Genomic DNA, 16289 nt, shown 5'->3' on the forward strand with positions numbered 1-16289 from the left:
CCGAAAAGGTTTCATCGGGCGCGACGCAGTTGTGTCACGAGCCTGTGAAATGGTGCCGAGACAACCAAGCCCTGAGCGCCTATACCCTTGGCGAAGCAACGATTTCGAGGACCTCACCATCATGCGTTACGCGATCTATTTCACCCCCGCCAAGGATGATCCGCTAACGCAGGCAGCCTCCATATGGCTCGGCCGTGATGCCTACGAAGGCCGCGACCTTGCCGTCCCCATAGATACCGGCCTTGCCGAAGATGAGTGGCGCACGATGACGGCCGACCCACGCCGTTACGCTTTTCACGCTACACTGAAGGCGCCTTTCACGCTTGCGGAGGGCAAGGATGAGGCCAGCCTTATCGCTACCGTGGACGCTTTCGCAGAAAAGACCGATGCCTTCGACATTCGCGAACTGATCGTCGCAGGTCTCGGGCCGTTCTTCGCGCTGGTTCCAGGCGCCCCCGATCCAACACTTCAGAATTTCGCCGGCAGCATCGTTGAACATTTCGAACCTTTTCGCGCACCACTTTCTGACGCCGACATCGTCCGGCGCAAGCCAGAAAAGCTCAGCGAACCGCAGCGCAACTACCTGCATCGATACGGCTACCCGTATGTGATGGAGGAATTCCGCTTCCACATGACGCTGACGGGCCCTGTGCCTGAAGAGCGCCGTGAGGCGATGCATGCGCTGCTGACCGAGCGCTTCGCCACCTTTGCCGGCAAGCCGCGCAGGGTCGACGCTTTGACGGTGTTTGTGGAACCGCAGCGCGGCGCGCCATTTTCCGTACTGCATCGCGCGCCATTGAAGGATGATCTGGGGCGGAGGGTTTTTGCCTGATGGAAAAGGTTCTCAGCAATGCCCGCATCGTTCTCGAAGACGATATCCTGCACGGGTCCGTGCAGATCCGTAACGGGCTGATCACGGATGTTTCCGAGGGAGTTTCCACCGCAGGCGAAGACCTCGAAGGAGATTACCTTCTGCCGGGCCTGGTGGAACTGCATACCGACCATCTTGAAACCCATTTCTCGCCGCGCGCCGGGCTGAAATGGAATGCGATCGCCGCTATCCAGGCGCATGACACGCAGGTGGCCGGTTCCGGTATTACCACCGTGCTCGATTGCCTGCGGATGGGGTCCGGCGAGGAAGGCGGCTTTGCGCGTGGCGAGATGCGTGAACTGGCCAACTCGATCGAGAGGGCCGGCCGCGAGGGGCGTTTGCGTGCCGAACATCTGCTTCATCTGCGTTGCGAAGTTTCGACACCGGACGTAGTCGAACAGTTTTCCGACTTCGAAAGCGATCCGGCCGTTCGGATGGTTTCGCTGATGGACCACGCACCCGGCCAGCGCCAGTTCCAGACGATGGACCAGTACATTTTCTACTACAAGATCAAGCGCGGCCTGAGCGACGAAGCGTTCGAAGCTTTCGTGCAACGCCGGCTGGAAGCATCCGAGCGTTTCGCCGCTCCTCACCGCGATGCGCTGGCCGCTCATTGCGCCGAGGCAGGTATTGCCCTGGCAAGCCATGACGATGCCACGCTCGATCATGTCGAGGAATCTATCGGTCATGGTGTGCAGCTGGCGGAATTCCCGACCAGCATCGCCGCCGCCGAAGCCTCCCACAAGGCCGGCCTTGCCGTGCTGATGGGTGCGCCGAACGTGGTGCGCGGCCAGTCGCATTCCGGCAATATCGCCGCCAGCGACCTCGCCCGCCTCGGTGTGCTGGATGTGCTGTCGTCAGACTACGTGCCCTTCAGCCTGCTGCACGCACCATTCATTCTCTCGGACGAAATCGAGACTGTCAGCTTGGCCAAGGCAATTGCCATGGTCAGCGCCACGCCGGCCCGCACCATCGGCCTTGATGATCGTGGCCGCATTGCAACCGGCTTACGCGCCGATCTCGTGCGTGTTCATCGAGAAAGCGGCGTCCCGGTCTGCCGCGCTGTGTGGCGGCAGGGAAAGCGGGTCGCATGAAACGTCATGACCGTTTTCTCACAGTCACGCGAGAACAAAAATCTTCGGTCATTTCGCTTTAAAGTTTCAGATAACGCTCTAGTTCCCCTTTCATATTAGGGGAACGCAATATGAAACAGACAGCCAGAACCACGCGAAACGCCGAGGATGCCGCCTTCGATCTGGAAGCACGCATGGTCGTGCTCGAGATCGTATCCATGACGAGCCTTGCCTTGGCGCTCGACACGTCCGACAACGGCAATACCGAACAGGCCCGTGGCATCATGAGCTTGATTGTCGAAACCGTACAGCAACGCTGCTCCGAGATGGGCCTATCGAGCATGGCTTCGCAATCGGCCGAACGTTACGCCCAGCAACTGCTGTCGACCGCTCTCCTCTCGCTTTACCCGGACACACACTGACCGGCACCCGCCCGGCCTTACCGCGGCATGCAGATCATCAATGCGCCTCATCCCAGTTGCTGGCCGCACGCGCATCCACCTTCAGAGGCACACGCATGGAAAGCGCCGGCATGGTGGCGTTTTCCATCACCGAGGTGACCACCGGAATTGCCTTGTCGACATCCGCATCCTCAACCTCGAAAATCAGTTCGTCATGTACCTGCAAAAGCATGCGTACGCGCTCGCCGAGGCCTGCCTTTTCAAGGGCCGGCTCCATCTGCACCATGGCGCGACGGATGACATCGGCAGCAGATCCCTGGATCGGCGCATTGATGGCCGCACGCTCATTGAACGCCCGCACCGACGGGTTGGACGACTTGATCTCCGGATAATTGATGCGCCGGCCAAAGATGGTTTCGACGTAACCGTTTTCACGCGCTTTCGCCTTGGTGCTGTCCATGTAATCACGGATGCCCGGAAAACGTTCAAAGTATTTCTTGATGTAGTCCCCGGCTTCCGAACGCTCGATCGACAGCTGATTGGCAAGACCGAAGGCGGAAATGCCGTAGATGATGCCGAAATTGATCGCCTTGGCGCGACGGCGCACCTCGGCCGGCATGCCTTCCACCGGCACGCCGAACATTTCGGATGCGGTCATGGCATGGATGTCGATGCCATCCTCGAACGCCTTGGTCAGTTGCGGGATTTCAGCAACGTGGGCAAGCACGCGCAGTTCGATCTGGCTATAGTCGGCGGAAACCAACTTGTGGCCGGGCGTGGCGATGAAGGCCGTGCGGATTTTGCGGCCTTCAGCATTGCGCACCGGAATGTTTTGCAGGTTTGGCTCAGACGAGGACAGGCGCCCCGTCGTTGTCGATGCCAGCGAATAGGACGTGTGCACGCGCTTGGTTTCGGTGTGAACATATCCCGGCAGCGCGTCGGTATAGGTGGATTTCAGCTTGGTGAGCTGGCGCCAATCGACGATTTTTCGCGGCAGCTCCGCGCCTTCGGCCGCAAGATCCTCGAGCACGCTGGCTGAGGTCGACCACTGGCCGGTCTTGGTTTTCGAACCGCCGGGCAGGCCCATCTTGCCGAACAGGATATCGCCGAGCTGTTTTGGTGAACCGACGTTAAAGCGCTCGCCGGCCAACTCATAGATTTCATCCTCGAAAGCCGCAGCCTTCTGGGCAAGCTCGCCGGAAAGACGCGACAGGATCTGTCGGTCGACGGTTATGCCACGTTCTTCCATATCGGCCAGAACCGACACGAGCGGGCGCTCCAGCCGCTCATAAACGCGATTGAGACCGGCGGCGGCCAGCTGCGGTTTCAGCACCATCCAGAGACGCAGGGTCACATCGGCATCTTCCGCCGCATAGGCAGTTGCCTTGTCGATAGCGACAAAATCGAAGGTAACACTGCTCTTGCCGGAACCGGCAACGTCCTTGAAGGCGATCGGCTTGTGGTTCAGCCAGCGTTCAGAAAGCCCGTCCATGCCGTGGTTGGCCTTGCCGGCTTCCAGCACATAGGACATCAGCATCGTATCGTCGTAATTCTCGACGGTAATGCCATGGCGTTTCATCAGCAGATAATCGAACTTCAGGTTCTGCGCGACCTTCAGGACCGAAGGGTCTTCCAGCAGCGCCTTCAGGCGATCGAGCGCCTTGCGCGGATCAATCTGGTTTTCATCCAGACCACCACCCAGAAGATCACCGACACCGGTCTTGTGCGTCAGCGGCACATAGGCGGCGCGGATCTTCTGGCCCGATGGGTTTTCGGCATTATCGGCAATGGCGAGCGAAAAGCCGACAAGCTCGGCCTGCATAGGGTCGAGCGAATTGGTTTCCGTGTCGAATCCGACCAAGCCGGTTTCGCGGGCTGCCGCAATCCAGTCGTCGAGCACTTCGACATCGCGGATCGTCACGTAAGCCGTCGTATCGATCTTGGCATTGCCGAAGGCAGCGATACGCTCCTCGGCCAGCGAAACCGGCGTCGCTTCACCCGTGCCCTTGGCAACCGCCGCCTTTGCCGGGTTGGTGGGCGCATCGGCTGCTGCCTCGCCGGTATCAGGCGCTGCTGCACCGGCATCCAGATCCGGTCCACGGGCAGCCTCACCCCACTCGACGGTTACTTCGACAGGCTCGATCTCATCGGCATTGCAATCGCAGGCAGAGGCCACGCGACGCGTCAACGTGCCGAACTGCAAGGCTTTGAGGAAGCCGATCAGCTTTGGCCCATTCTGAGGCTCCAGCACGAGAGCATCGAGATCGAGGTCCAGCGGCACGTCGGTGCGCAGTTCCACCAACTGGCGCGACAGACGCGCCTGATCAGCAAAATTGATGATGCTTTCGCGGCGTTTGACCTGCTTGATCTCGCCGGCACGCGCCAGCAGTGTTTCGAGATCGCCGTATTCTTCCAGCAGCTGCGCCGCCGTTTTCGGACCGATGCCCGGAATGCCCGGCACGTTATCGACCGAATCGCCGACCAGCGCCTGCAGGTCGATCATCTTTTCCGGCGGCACCCCCCACTTCTCGACAACTTCCGCCAGACCGATCTGCTTGTCCTTCATGCTGTCATACATGTGGACCATGGGCGTCACGAGCTGCATCAGGTCCTTGTCCGACGAGACGATCGTAACATCGGCGCCGGTCGCCTCCGCCTGCCTTGCATAGGTGGCGATGATGTCGTCAGCTTCGAAACCTTCGGTCTCGATGCAGGGCAGGTTGAAGGCGCGTGTCGCCTGGCGGATCAACCCGAATTGCGGCACCAGTTCTTCCGGCGGCGCCGAGCGATTGGCCTTGTAGGCGTCATAGATTTCCTTGCGGAACGTCTTCGAAGAATAATCGAAGATGACCGCGAAATGCGTCGGCGTCACCCCGACCGAGGTATCGCGCGCATCGGTCAGCAGCTTCCACAACATATTGCAGAAACCCGACACCGCACCGATCGGCAGGCCATCGGATTTGCGCGTTAGCGGAGGAAGCGCGTGAAAGGCCCGAAAAATGAAACCGGAGCCGTCGACTAGGAAGAGATGATCGCCTTTTTTCATGGTCATGAGATATCGTGCGATGCGAGTTGCGTCCAATGAAACTTGGCAGGATATCCGCCTTTGCAGACCGCCTGCGCAAACATGCAGCAAGGTATTATTACGGATTTGTAATTTCTTTCTCCCTTGAAAAGCCGCAATCGGGCTCACATTTCAGAACCAACGGCGCCTGATCACGCCGTCGTCTGAAAGCCGGCTCGTCCCCCGCCGCTTCAGACCGGGCAAGGGCCTTTCCCCCTCTCCGGGCCTTTGCCGCTTATAAGAGCCGCCATGACCGATCCCCCTCCCGGTCATGGCGGTTTCGCTTTATGCGGACATATTTTCGAATTCACTCACATATCTTGCCTGCGCAGGTTTCACAAAAGCATGGCAGGCTATACAATTGATCTGTCCCGCGCCCTCGCATCCGGAAGGATGATTCTCCCATGGCCTTTGATCGTTCGAATTCGGCGACCTACCTGGCAGGCCAACTGGCCAAGGGCTTTGCACGATCACTGCAGCAGCGGGCCGCGACGCTGGGCTTTTCGCCCGGCCAGTTTCCCGTTCTCGTCGAACTCTGGCAGGAAGACGGGCTGACGCAGAAACAGATTCTTGATCGCCTCGACGTCGAACAGGCGACACTTGCCAATACGCTTTCGCGGATGGAGCGCGACGGCCTGATTGCCCGCACACCGCACCCAACCGACCGACGCGCGCAAATCGTTTCCCTGACCGAACGCAGCCGGGCGCTGGAAAGCGAAGCGATCGATGCGGCTTCCGATGCGGAAAACGCCCTGCTCGGCGGCTTTCGCAGTTTCGAAAGGCAGTTGATGCTGGAATATATGCGCATGGCGGTCGAGAACGCCCGCAAGATCTGAGAAGAGCATTCCAATAGCTGAGGGTGTTTCCAAATCAGCGTGAAAGGGATTAGGGTCCGGCCAGTCTTTCAGAATGCAGGATCTTTTCCATGACCGATCTTTCCCCAGTGCTTTCGCGCGCCGACGAGAACCTTCCGGCAGCACTTGATCGCCTGTTCGATCTCGTCCGTATCAAGTCCATCTCCACCGATCCGGCCTACAAGGCCGATTGCGCCAAGGCAGCCGACTGGCTGGCAAATGAACTGACGGCGCTCGGCTTCGAAGCCTCGGTACGCCCGACACCTGGCCATCCAATGGTCGTCGGCCATCACGCCGCCTCCACCCCGGACGCACCGCATGTGCTGTTTTACGGCCATTACGACGTGCAGCCGGTCGATCCGATCGAGCTTTGGGAAAACGACCCGTTCGATCCGGCCATCAAGGACCTCGGTAATGGCCGCAAGGTTCTGACAGGCCGTGGCACAGCCGATGACAAGGGCCAGTTGATGACCTTTGTCGAAGCCTGCCGCGCCTACAAGGATGTGCATGGCTCGCTGCCGATCAGCGTCACCATCCTGTTCGAAGGCGAAGAAGAGTCCGGCTCGCCGTCGCTGAAACCGTTCCTCGAAGCCAATGCGGAGGAACTGAAAGCCGAATTCGCACTGGTCTGCGATACCGGCATGTGGGACAGCAATACGCCGGCGATTGCTGCGGCACTTCGTGGTCTCGTAGGTGAAGAGATCACCATCATTGCTGCCGATCGCGACCTGCATTCCGGCCTTTATGGCGGCGCTGCCGCCAACCCGATCCACATCCTCACCAAGGCCATTGCCGGCCTGCGTGACGAGACGGGCCGCATCACTCTTCCGGGCTTCTATGACGGCGTTGAGGAAACACCGGAAAACATCAAGGCAAGCTGGGAGACGCTTGGGCGTTCTTCGGCAAACTTTCTCGGCGAGATCGGCCTGTCGGAGCCGGCGGGGGAAAAGGGACGTTCGGTTCTGGAACTGACCTGGGCGCGCCCGACCTGCGAGGTTAACGGAATCTGGGGCGGTTATACTGGCGACGGCTTCAAGACCGTCATCGCCGCCAAGGCCTCGGCGAAAATTTCGTTCCGCCTCGTTGGCACGCAGGACCCGCAAAAAGTCCGCGAATCGTTCCGCGCCTACATCCGCTCGCTGATCCCGGCGGATTGCTCGGTCGAGTTCCATGAGCATGGCGCCTCGCCGGCGATCCAGCTCTCCTACGATTCACCCGCACTGACCAAGGCGAAGAACGCGCTCTCGGACGAATGGGCAAAGCCTGCCGTCGTGATCGGGATGGGCGGATCGATCCCGATCGTTGGCGATTTCCAGACCATGCTCGGCATGGATTCGCTGCTGGTCGGTTTTGGCCTTAACGATGACCGCATTCATTCGCCGAACGAAAAGTACGAGTTGAAGTCGTTCCACAAGGGTATCCGCTCGTGGGCACGCATCATCGAGGCACTTGCCAAGCGCTGATGGCCTTTGCGGCTTCGGCACTCCTCGCCGGAGCCACCACCATTTTCAGAATTTAAGATTGAGCCGCAAAAGCAAAAAGGTCGGGCAAGCCCGACCTTTCGTATCCCGTTTCCTGCCTGCCATTACATCCGTGGTCAAACGAACGGGATCGGCACTTCTCAATCCAACGGGCTGTTGACCCGCGGCTATGAAGCGATCCTAGGTTGAAATGGTTAATATTTCGTTAACAACTAAAAAAGCGTTTTGGATCGATACAGACAGCGGCATGCCATGCTCCAAAATGCAAAACGCGCCCACGAGGAGCGCGTTTCAATTTCGTCGATCTTCGGTCTCTGCCGGAGATGGCGCCAATCAGGCAGCCTGAAGATTGTCAGCCGAAACGCGGCCCGAACGCTTGTCGGTGACCAGTTCGAAGTTGATCTTCTGGCCGTCCTTGAGACCGTTCATGCCGGCGCGCTCAACAGCCGAGATGTGCACGAATACGTCCTGTGCGCCGTCATCAGGCTGGATGAAGCCGAAACCCTTGGTCGCGTTGAACCACTTTACAGTACCGCTAGCCATTACGAAGTCCTTTCACTCGCAAATATAAGCATGCTCGTCGCCTCAGAGAGACAATGAGCGTCGAATTCTCGTATTTGAAGGAAAGGTCTCGTAGCGTCGTGACGCCGTAGGTGCCGCTTGCAAACAAATATCGATGCGAAGGCAGGTATCTTTGAGCAGGCTGGATGTCAAGATAGAGTGGCGCCGCAGGCACAATCTTAAATTGCACCGAACATCACCTGATCAACTGGCTTTTCTCTCCTCAAAAGTCGAAAATAAGAAACCCGGCGCGGGAGGAGGTGCGCCGGGTTCTTAAAACTGACTAGCAACCGGGAGGAGGAGGTGTTGCCAGTCCAATCGGGCGACGCTGGGAGGAGGAGTGCGTCGCTTCGATGTTTCTAACTTACGTGAAATGAGCCCAAAAAACAGACAAAGTTTCGCAGCGCAGCTATGCATCAAACGCATATCTATTGATGGCTTGTCGCTGCAATGCATTCACATTAGGCTGCATTCATGTCGCTATTATCCGTTCAGGCGTATTTCGCCACCCAGGCTCCCGACATTCGCGTCATTGAAACCGAAACAAGTTCGGCAACGGTGGCGCTTGCCGCGCAGGTACACGGCGTCGAGCCGGACCAAATCGCCAAAACGATATGCCTTCGTGCCGGGGACACTATTCTGCTGCTGGTGACGGCCGGCACGCGTCGCCTCGACAACCGTAAATTCCGAGATCATTTCGGAGTAAAGCCGCGCATGCTCGGTGGCGAAGAGGTAACGGACATCACCAGCCATCCCATAGGCGGGGTCTGCCCTTTCGGGCTTCCCTCTCTGATTCCGGTCTATTGCGATGTTTCGCTCAGGGATCACGCGGTTGTTGTTCCGGCCGCAGGCGCCACCAATTCGGCGGTTCGCATTGCACCCTTAAGGATGGCGGAACTGGTATCCGCCATCTGGGTCGATGTCTGTGACATGCCGAAGCAGCCTACTGATTAATGTGGTCAGTAATAGCGGCGGTACCACGCCTGCTTCTGCTCGGCCGTGGTCGAGGCAACGAGATAACCGATGCCGAAGCCGATGGCACCAATCAACGTGAACAGGGTTGTCGCAGCCGCCGGGTGCTCGCGGATGGCGCCTGCAGCCGACACCGCTTCATCCTGCACGTAGTGCGCTGCATTGCTGGCGCGACGCGATACGTTTTCGTAAGCCTCACCGCTTTTCTCCGCCAGCTTCTCGCGAATTGTCGCGATTTCAGCACGCAAAGTGGCGACTTCGCTCTTGAATGTATCATTCATGTCATCGGCGCTCGGCAGATCATCCGAGATGTCGGCCGTGCGAACGGATTTTATTCCAATTGCCTCAGGCATGGGTGCCTCCAACTTGCTAGTGTTCAACGTATGGGAGCACGGTCAACCGACGAGCCGCAGATAGGTTCCCGATATGAACAATAAAGCTGATGCCTCCCAGAACACATGTAACTCCGACAACAATCACGATTTCGCCGCAATTGATTCGGGAGGATGATTGTTTGTTCAAAGAAAAAGCCGGCTCAACAGCCGGCACCCGTATCGCACAGGAAAACGCAAAGCGCTTTCTGTCTAGCGGCTTTGGGCCAGAGTTTCAGCCAGATGCGAAAGCGCCTCCTTTTCACTCATACCCTTCTGCAATGAATTGACCAGAATCAGCGCAAGCGCCTCGCCGTCCGGGCTATCCTTGTTGATGCGATGTTCCGTGCAGGCATTATCGAAGACCTGCTGAAGAAGGCTGAGCTGATCGGGATTGACCGGCTGTCGAACTTGTGTGCGCATGAAAATCTCCATCGCTCCCGGCTTCCCCTGCCGGGCGTTGGCTACAGTGCATACGTTCTTTACGTCTGCGAGGCGTGGTCACCTTTCCCCGAAATAAAGGCACCAATTGGACTGATCTCCGCTCCACTTACCAGAGATAGTCTTCGTGCAAAAGCACAGCCTCTACGGGAATTACCTTGAGGCCAAAATCATTGCCTATGCAACTACAACTAATCATGGATGATTTAGCATATTATTTTACTCTTAATTGTAATGTGAGCCATAAAAAAGGGGACGACCGCCCCCCTTTAAAAAATCAGTTTGACGAAACCCGCGCTTCGCAGATGGCCTGCTCGAACTGTACGCGCGCCTCTTCGACCGTTTTGCGGCCATCGAGAGCGGCGCGGCAAAGGCTGCGAGCACGAACGAATTCTGCCCCGCGAATAAATGGCCACTGTTCCGTCATCAGGGCTAGCGCATCATGCGGCCCCTTGACCAACTGCTCACCTGCATCACCGAATGTGATGCAGACCGGCTTTTTCCATTGAGATTTGCTGATCTGTACGTCGAGCATCGGACATTCCCCTTAAACGGCTAGCCTAAACTCGTGAACCGGTCGATCGGTTCCACGAAAAATGATCTGAAATAGATCATGTATCACTTTTAAAGCGAAAACCAGATGAAAGTGAAAGGTTCTGCCGAGGCGGGAGTGCCGCCTGGGCCATTTATCACGAAGACGTGCTGTCAATTTGCATTGCTTTTCGCAGGTGCAGCAAACAAAGGGATTCGTTATCATTTTTCCTCCCGGAGTCATCTTCATGCAGAATAATCTCAACAGCGCGCAGCCCGCACTTCTCAGCGCATTGCGCATCGCGCTCGGCCTCGTCATCTTTTCCTACGGCATGGCCAAGATCTTTCATTTTCACGCCGGCAATTTCACTCCGCCGACCGGCTCCCTGCCCTGGATCGCCGGCCTTCTTGAACTGACGCTTGGCTTCCTGTTCCTTGTCGGCTTCCAGACCCGTATCGCCGCCTTCGTTCTGTCCGGCCTGATGGCTTCCGCCTATTTCATCGGCCACTTTCCGAAGAGCTTCTTCCCGACAGAAAACGGCGGCGGCGCGGCAGCGGTCTATTGCTTCGTCTTCCTGTATTTCGTCGCGGCCGGCGCCGGCCCTTTCAGCCTCGATGCCAAGCTTTTTGGCGCCCGCACCGCCAAGACTGCCTGAACCACACCCGAAAGCGGACGCGGCCGGTTAAGCCGCGTCCAATACCCGGCCGGACACCCTTAATGCCTCGTTAAATCGCCGCATTTACAATTCATTGGCAATATCGGGCGAGGAACAGTGCGCGCCGCCGGACGCATAGTCATCGGCAGGCGCCCGACACAATTGGGGTATTACCGGTCCGCATGGCATCCAGATCAAAGTCAAATGAACGCGTCGAGCCGTCCTTCGAGGATGAAGCAGAGCAGGATTCCGACTTCCGTCTGGAAGCTGACGACCGCGTTTCCGGCAGGAACAAACCCGGCAAGGGCAAAACCAAACCCGCCGCGTCTTCCCCAAAAGCCTCCCGTAAGACCAAGCCCCCCCGCCAGACCGGCGGCTTCTTCGGCTTCATCCGTTCGATGGTCTACTGGTGCATCGTGCTCGGGATCTGGGCCGGTATCGGCGTTGGCGGTATTGTCATCTATTATGGCTCGAAAATGCCGAGCGCCAGTTCGTGGACGATCCCCGACAGGCCTCCAAACATAAAGATTACGGCACTGGACGGACAATTGATCGCCAACCGCGGCACGACCGGCGGCGAGGCTTTGGCGCTCGAAGAAATGTCGCCCTATCTGCCGCAGGCTGTCATCTCCATCGAGGATCGCCGTTTCTATTCGCATTTCGGTATAGATCCAGCTGGCCTCGCTCGCGCCTTTGTCAATAACCTGACCGGACAGCCGATCCAGGGCGGCTCGACAATTACCCAGCAGTTGGCCAAGAATCTGTTTCTTTCGCCGGACCGCACATTCGAGCGCAAGATCCAGGAAGTGCTGCTCGCCTTCTGGCTTGAACAGAAATTCACCAAGGACCAGATCCTTGCCATGTACCTGAACCGTGTGTTCCTCGGTTCGAATGCCTACGGCGTGGAGGCAGCATCGCGGCGCTATTTCAACAAATCTGCGCGCGACGTGAACCTTGGCGAGGCGGCGACCCTTGCAGGCCTGCTGAAAGCCCCTTCCCGCCTTTCTCCGGCACGCGATCCCGAAGCCGCCGAAGCGCGTGCGCAGATCGTGCTCAGCACGATGCAGCAGGAAGGCTACATTACCGAAAGCGACCTGAAGACCGCGATGTCGCAGCCACCAACCAAGGCCAAACGCTACTGGTCCGGTGCGCAGCACTATGCCGCTGATATGGTTGTCGACGAAGTGAAGCGCCTGATCGGCGACATAAAGACCGACGTCAATGTCGAGACCACGATCGACATGGCCCTGGAGGAAAAGGCTGAAAAGGCACTGACCGATGTTCTCACCAAAGAGGGCAGCAAGGTGAATGCATCGCAGGCAGCACTGGTGTCCGTCGATGCCACCGGCGCCATCCGCGCCTTGGTCGGCGGAAGAGATTACACCGAAAGCCAGTTCAACCGTGCAGTCACTGCCAAGCGCCAGCCCGGTTCCGCCTTCAAGCCTTTCGTTTATGCCGCAGCACTCGAAGCCGGCGCGCGACCGGATACCGTCTATAACGATGGACCGGTAAAGATCGGCAACTGGACGCCGGAGAATTTTGACCAGAAGTATCGTGGCCCTGTCACGCTTTCGACGGCGCTGACCAATTCGCTCAATACGATTGCAGCGCAACTGGTGAACCAGGTCGGTCCTGCCAACGTGATCCAGCTTGCTCATCGTGTCGGCATCGATTCGGAGCTTCAATCGAACGCCTCGATCGCGCTGGGAACCTCGGAAGTCTCGCTTCTGGAGCTGACTTCGTCCTATGCGCCGTTCATGAATGGCGGCTTCAAGGCGGTCCCGCATATCGTGACCCGCATTACCGACCCGGACGGTAAAGTTCTCTATCAGTCAGATTTCCAGAAGCCACCGCGTGTGCTGAGCGAAACCGTCGCGGCCACGATGAACAACATGATGAGCCGCGTCGTGTTGGAAGGCACCGGCAAGAATGCGCGCCTGAAGAACTGGCAGGTAGCCGGAAAATCGGGCACGACCCAGTCCTTCCGCGATGCGCTTTTCGTTGGCTATACCAGCATTCTGACCACCGGCATCTGGTTCGGCAATGACGACGGCGCACCGATGAAAAAGGTGACCGGCGGCGGCCTGCCCGCCAAGGCCTGGAAGGAATACATGACGGCGGCGATGAGCGGCTATACGCCGACGCCGCTTTATGGCAGCGGTGCCGGCTTCATCCTTCCGCCCGCAGCAGAACAGCCGCCGCAGCAGACGACGCTTGGCGACCTGATCTCCGGTGTTCTGCCGGGCGCCGGCGGTGATCCGGCACCGATTGATGATACCGGTGAGTTTCCGCCTGCACCGACGCCGGCCCAGCCCGCACAAAACCAGCAGGACCTCAATCCATATCCGCAGAGCCAGCCGGCACCGAACCCGCCCATGCAAGCGCAGCCACAGCAGCAGGTTCGCCCGCAACAGCCTGTTCAGCAAACACAGCCACGCCCGCAGCAGCAGTTACCCAGGCAGCAGGCACCCGCTCCGGCCAATGTGCGGCCGAGCGATCGCGGTTATGCGCCCCCGGGCAATGTCCCGGCAGATCGCTACGACCAGCGCGAATACAGGCCCGAATATCAGCCCGGTTACGAACCGGAGTATCGCCCGCGAGACCGCGAAGTCCGGGACTATCGTGAATATCGCGGCGGTTACGATGGCCAAGGCGGCGCTCCCGTACCTCCGGGCGATGTCGGCGGCGACTACGGAAATTATGTCCCGCCCGGTGACGTGGGCGGGGACGGCTATATTCCGCCGGATAACCGGGGTTATGAGCAGCCTCACCCGATGCCGCGCCGGACCACGCTTTTCGACATCCTGACGGGCGGCTGACGGCTGTTTGCGGCCCCATCAGCAACAGGTGCCGCAAACTCCTATTTTTGCTGACATTCGCGTGAATTCCCGCCTTGCAGTCGGAAAAACCCGTCCTTATATACGCCGCATGTCCGCAGCGCAGACTGCGGAAAACCATCCCAGTCGAGGAACTGTCAGTGGAATGCCTGAACGGGGTTCCGATGGTTCGCTTAAAGGAGAGAAGAAAACATGGCTAAAGTTATTGGCATCGACCTTGGTACCACAAACTCCTGCGTCGCCATCATGGATGGCAAGGACGCGAAGGTAATCGAGAACGCCGAAGGCGCTCGCACGACCCCTTCCATGGTTGCATTTTCAGACGACGGCGAACGCCTCGTCGGCCAGCCGGCCAAGCGCCAGGCGGTCACCAACCCGATCAACACCCTGTTTGCCGTCAAGCGCCTGATCGGCCGCCGTGCGGACGAACCGGCAGTTGAAAAGGACAAGGCACTCGTGCCGTTCGAAATCGTCAAGGGCGATAACGGCGACGCATGGGTACAGGCACAGGGCAAGGGTTATTCGCCTGCCCAGATTTCCGCGATGATCCTTCAGAAGATGAAGGAAACCGCCGAATCCTACCTCGGTGAAAAGGTCGAGAAGGCCGTCATCACCGTTCCGGCCTACTTCAACGACGCGCAGCGCCAGGCAACCAAGGATGCCGGCCGCATTGCAGGTCTTGAAGTTCTGCGCATCATCAACGAGCCGACTGCTGCTGCTCTCGCTTATGGCCTCGACAAGAAGGACGGCAAGACGATCGCCGTTTACGACTTGGGTGGTGGTACCTTCGATATCTCGGTTCTGGAAATCGGCGACGGCGTCTTTGAAGTGAAGTCGACCAATGGCGACACCTTCCTCGGCGGTGAAGACTTTGACATGCGTCTGGTCGAATATCTTGCGGGCGAGTTCAAGAAGGACCAGGGCATCGACCTGAAGAATGACAAGCTCGCTCTGCAGCGCCTCAAGGAAGCTGCCGAAAAGGCCAAGATCGAACTGTCCTCCGCTCAGCAGACCGAAATCAACCTGCCGTTCATCACGGCTGACGCTTCCGGTCCAAAACACCTGACGCTGAAGCTGACCCGCGCCAAGTTCGAAACGCTTGTCGACGATCTCGTCCAGCGCACGATCGCACCGTGCAAGGCAGCCCTCAAGGATGCCGGCGTCACCGCAGCTGAAATCGACGAAGTGGTTCTGGTCGGCGGCATGAGCCGCATGCCGAAGGTACAGGAAGTCGTCAAGCAGCTGTTCGGCAAGGAGCCGCACAAGGGCGTCAACCCGGATGAAGTCGTCGCTCTCGGCGCCGCCATCCAGGCCGGCGTTCTGCAGGGCGACGTCAAGGACGTTCTGCTTCTCGACGTAACCCCGCTGTCGCTCGGCATCGAAACGCTCGGTGGCGTCTTCACCCGTTTGATCGATCGCAACACGACGATCCCGACCAAGAAGAGCCAGACCTTCTCGACCGCCGACGACAACCAGTCTGCCGTCACCATCCGCGTCTCGCAGGGCGAGCGCGAAATGGCACAGGACAACAAGCTGCTTGGCCAGTTCGACCTCGTTGGCCTGCCGCCGGCACCGCGCGGCATGCCGCAGATCGAAGTCACCTTCGATATCGACGCCAACGGCATCGTGCAGGTTTCGGCCAAGGACAAGGGCACCGGCAAGGAACAGCAGATCCGCATCCAGGCATCTGGCGGTCTCTCCGACGCCGACATCGAAAAGATGGTCAAGGACGCCGAAGCCAATGCCGAAGCCGACAAGAAGCGTCGCGAAGGCGTGGAAGCCAAGAACCAGGCTGAAAGCCTGATCCACTCCAGCGAGAAGTCGCTGGCCGAATACGGCGACAAGGTTGGCGAGAGCGATCGCGCCGCCATTCAGGATGCCATCACTGCCCTGAAGGGTGCAGTCGAAGCTTCCGAGCCGAACGCCGAAGACATCCAGGCCAAGACCCAGACCCTCATGGAAGTGTCCATGAAGCTCGGTCAGGCCATCTATGAGGCTCAGCAGGCCGAAGGCGGCGCTTCCGAGGGCGGCAAGGACGACGATATCGTCGATGCCGACTACGAAGAAGTCAAGGACGACAAGAAGTCGGCTTGATCGCGTGTTTGCCAATAGGCAGACAAGCATGCATAGCTGATACAAATCCGGCTGCCATCGTGCAGCCGGAATACTTTCGGGA

General features: G+C 58.6%; 14 protein-coding genes. 9 read left to right on the forward strand and 5 right to left on the reverse strand.

The annotated features are described in order from the left end of the window. The first annotated feature begins 121 nt into the window (after window positions 1-121). The 3 genes from GAO09_RS02365 (at window position 122) to GAO09_RS02375 (ending at window position 2366) form a co-directional block, all read left to right on the forward strand. Entirely contained in the window at window positions 122-832 is a 711-nt protein-coding gene (locus tag GAO09_RS02365) for a DUF1045 domain-containing protein (RefSeq protein ID WP_153352437.1), read from the forward strand. Next, complete coding sequence (locus GAO09_RS02370; protein WP_153352438.1) at window positions 832-1965, forward strand: alpha-D-ribose 1-methylphosphonate 5-triphosphate diphosphatase; 1134 nt, start codon at window positions 832-834, stop codon at window positions 1963-1965. The genes GAO09_RS02365 and GAO09_RS02370 overlap by 1 nt, the downstream gene beginning before the upstream one ends. A 110-nt stretch (window positions 1966-2075) precedes the next feature. Then, entirely contained in the window at window positions 2076-2366 is a 291-nt protein-coding gene (locus tag GAO09_RS02375) for a hypothetical protein (protein ID WP_153352439.1), read from the forward strand. Between the two features lie 37 nt (window positions 2367-2403). Here GAO09_RS02375 and polA read toward each other — a convergent pair whose 3' ends face one another. After that, window positions 2404-5391 (reverse strand): DNA polymerase I, encoded by a 2988-nt coding sequence (gene polA / locus GAO09_RS02380; protein ID WP_153352704.1) that lies wholly within the window; start codon window positions 5389-5391, stop codon window positions 2404-2406. 422 nt (window positions 5392-5813) lie between these two features. On the opposite strand from polA, the gene GAO09_RS02385 reads away from it, so the two are divergent. Together GAO09_RS02385 and GAO09_RS02390 are read left to right on the forward strand one after the other, a co-directional pair. Then, window positions 5814-6245, forward strand: coding sequence for a MarR family winged helix-turn-helix transcriptional regulator (locus tag GAO09_RS02385; RefSeq protein ID WP_153352440.1), 432 nt, complete (start codon window positions 5814-5816; stop codon window positions 6243-6245). 89 nt (window positions 6246-6334) lie between these two features. Next, window positions 6335-7726 (forward strand): dipeptidase, encoded by a 1392-nt coding sequence (locus tag GAO09_RS02390; RefSeq protein WP_153352441.1) that lies wholly within the window; start codon window positions 6335-6337, stop codon window positions 7724-7726. A 351-nt stretch (window positions 7727-8077) separates the two neighbouring features. On the opposite strand, the gene GAO09_RS02395 is transcribed toward GAO09_RS02390, so the two are convergent. Continuing rightward, window positions 8078-8287, reverse strand: a complete 210-nt coding sequence (locus GAO09_RS02395; RefSeq protein ID WP_112729523.1) for a cold-shock protein — start codon at window positions 8285-8287, stop codon at window positions 8078-8080. A gap of 492 nt (window positions 8288-8779) precedes the next feature. Here GAO09_RS02395 and GAO09_RS02400 point away from each other — a divergent pair, with 492 nt between their 5' ends. Then, the gene (locus GAO09_RS02400) at window positions 8780-9259 is read left to right on the forward strand and encodes a YbaK/EbsC family protein (protein ID WP_153352442.1); all 480 of its coding nucleotides are present in this window, start codon (window positions 8780-8782) and stop codon (window positions 9257-9259) included. A 5-nt stretch (window positions 9260-9264) separates the two neighbouring features. Here GAO09_RS02400 and GAO09_RS02405 read toward each other — a convergent pair whose 3' ends face one another. The 3 genes from GAO09_RS02405 to GAO09_RS02415 all read right to left on the reverse strand — a co-directional run bounded on the left by GAO09_RS02405 (window position 9265) and on the right by GAO09_RS02415 (window position 10624). Continuing rightward, window positions 9265-9630: a hypothetical protein gene (locus GAO09_RS02405; RefSeq protein WP_153352443.1), complete on the reverse strand. Its 366-nt coding sequence runs from the start codon at window positions 9628-9630 to the stop codon at window positions 9265-9267. A gap of 231 nt (window positions 9631-9861) precedes the next feature. After that, window positions 9862-10071 (reverse strand): hypothetical protein, encoded by a 210-nt coding sequence (locus GAO09_RS02410; protein WP_153352444.1) that lies wholly within the window; start codon window positions 10069-10071, stop codon window positions 9862-9864. Window positions 10072-10366: 295 nt separating this feature from the next. Beyond that, window positions 10367-10624: a DUF982 domain-containing protein gene (locus GAO09_RS02415; protein ID WP_153352445.1), complete on the reverse strand. Its 258-nt coding sequence runs from the start codon at window positions 10622-10624 to the stop codon at window positions 10367-10369. A gap of 244 nt (window positions 10625-10868) precedes the next feature. Between GAO09_RS02415 and GAO09_RS02420 the strand changes: the two genes are divergently transcribed. The 3 genes from GAO09_RS02420 to dnaK all read left to right on the forward strand — a co-directional run bounded on the left by GAO09_RS02420 (window position 10869) and on the right by dnaK (window position 16207). Beyond that, complete coding sequence (locus tag GAO09_RS02420) at window positions 10869-11276, forward strand: DoxX family protein (RefSeq protein WP_153352446.1); 408 nt, start codon at window positions 10869-10871, stop codon at window positions 11274-11276. Between the two features lie 182 nt (window positions 11277-11458). Continuing rightward, window positions 11459-14095, forward strand: a complete 2637-nt coding sequence (locus GAO09_RS02425) for a transglycosylase domain-containing protein (RefSeq protein WP_209018575.1) — start codon at window positions 11459-11461, stop codon at window positions 14093-14095. A 210-nt stretch (window positions 14096-14305) separates the two neighbouring features. Then, the gene (gene dnaK, locus GAO09_RS02430; protein WP_153352447.1) at window positions 14306-16207 is read left to right on the forward strand and encodes a molecular chaperone DnaK; all 1902 of its coding nucleotides are present in this window, start codon (window positions 14306-14308) and stop codon (window positions 16205-16207) included. Window positions 16208-16289 lie beyond the last annotated feature (82 nt).

The sequence above is a fragment of the Endobacterium cereale genome, assembly GCF_009617585.1.
Taxonomy (GTDB): Bacteria; Pseudomonadota; Alphaproteobacteria; order Rhizobiales; family Rhizobiaceae; genus Neorhizobium; species Neorhizobium cereale.

What these genes read in the sequence shown, in the direction of transcription:
- GAO09_RS02365 (WP_153352437.1), top strand. Translation starts at nt 122, where the DNA reads ATGCGTTACGCGATCTATTTCACCCCCGCCAAGGATGATCCGCTAACG.
- GAO09_RS02400 (WP_153352442.1), top strand. Translation starts at nt 8,780, where the DNA reads ATGTCGCTATTATCCGTTCAGGCGTATTTCGCCACCCAGGCTCCCGAC.
- GAO09_RS02385 (WP_153352440.1), top strand. Translation starts at nt 5,814, where the DNA reads ATGGCCTTTGATCGTTCGAATTCGGCGACCTACCTGGCAGGCCAACTG.
- GAO09_RS02405 (WP_153352443.1), bottom strand. Translation starts at nt 9,630, where the DNA reads ATGCCTGAGGCAATTGGAATAAAATCCGTTCGCACGGCCGACATCTCG.
- dnaK (WP_153352447.1), top strand. Translation starts at nt 14,306, where the DNA reads ATGGCTAAAGTTATTGGCATCGACCTTGGTACCACAAACTCCTGCGTC.
- GAO09_RS02395 (WP_112729523.1), bottom strand. Translation starts at nt 8,287, where the DNA reads ATGGCTAGCGGTACTGTAAAGTGGTTCAACGCGACCAAGGGTTTCGGC.
- GAO09_RS02390 (WP_153352441.1), top strand. Translation starts at nt 6,335, where the DNA reads ATGACCGATCTTTCCCCAGTGCTTTCGCGCGCCGACGAGAACCTTCCG.
- polA (WP_153352704.1), bottom strand. Translation starts at nt 5,391, where the DNA reads ATGAAAAAAGGCGATCATCTCTTCCTAGTCGACGGCTCCGGTTTCATT.
- GAO09_RS02425 (WP_209018575.1), top strand. Translation starts at nt 11,459, where the DNA reads ATGGCATCCAGATCAAAGTCAAATGAACGCGTCGAGCCGTCCTTCGAG.
- GAO09_RS02420 (WP_153352446.1), top strand. Translation starts at nt 10,869, where the DNA reads ATGCAGAATAATCTCAACAGCGCGCAGCCCGCACTTCTCAGCGCATTG.
- GAO09_RS02410 (WP_153352444.1), bottom strand. Translation starts at nt 10,071, where the DNA reads ATGCGCACACAAGTTCGACAGCCGGTCAATCCCGATCAGCTCAGCCTT.
- GAO09_RS02375 (WP_153352439.1), top strand. Translation starts at nt 2,076, where the DNA reads ATGAAACAGACAGCCAGAACCACGCGAAACGCCGAGGATGCCGCCTTC.
- GAO09_RS02415 (WP_153352445.1), bottom strand. Translation starts at nt 10,624, where the DNA reads ATGCTCGACGTACAGATCAGCAAATCTCAATGGAAAAAGCCGGTCTGC.
- GAO09_RS02370 (WP_153352438.1), top strand. Translation starts at nt 832, where the DNA reads ATGGAAAAGGTTCTCAGCAATGCCCGCATCGTTCTCGAAGACGATATC.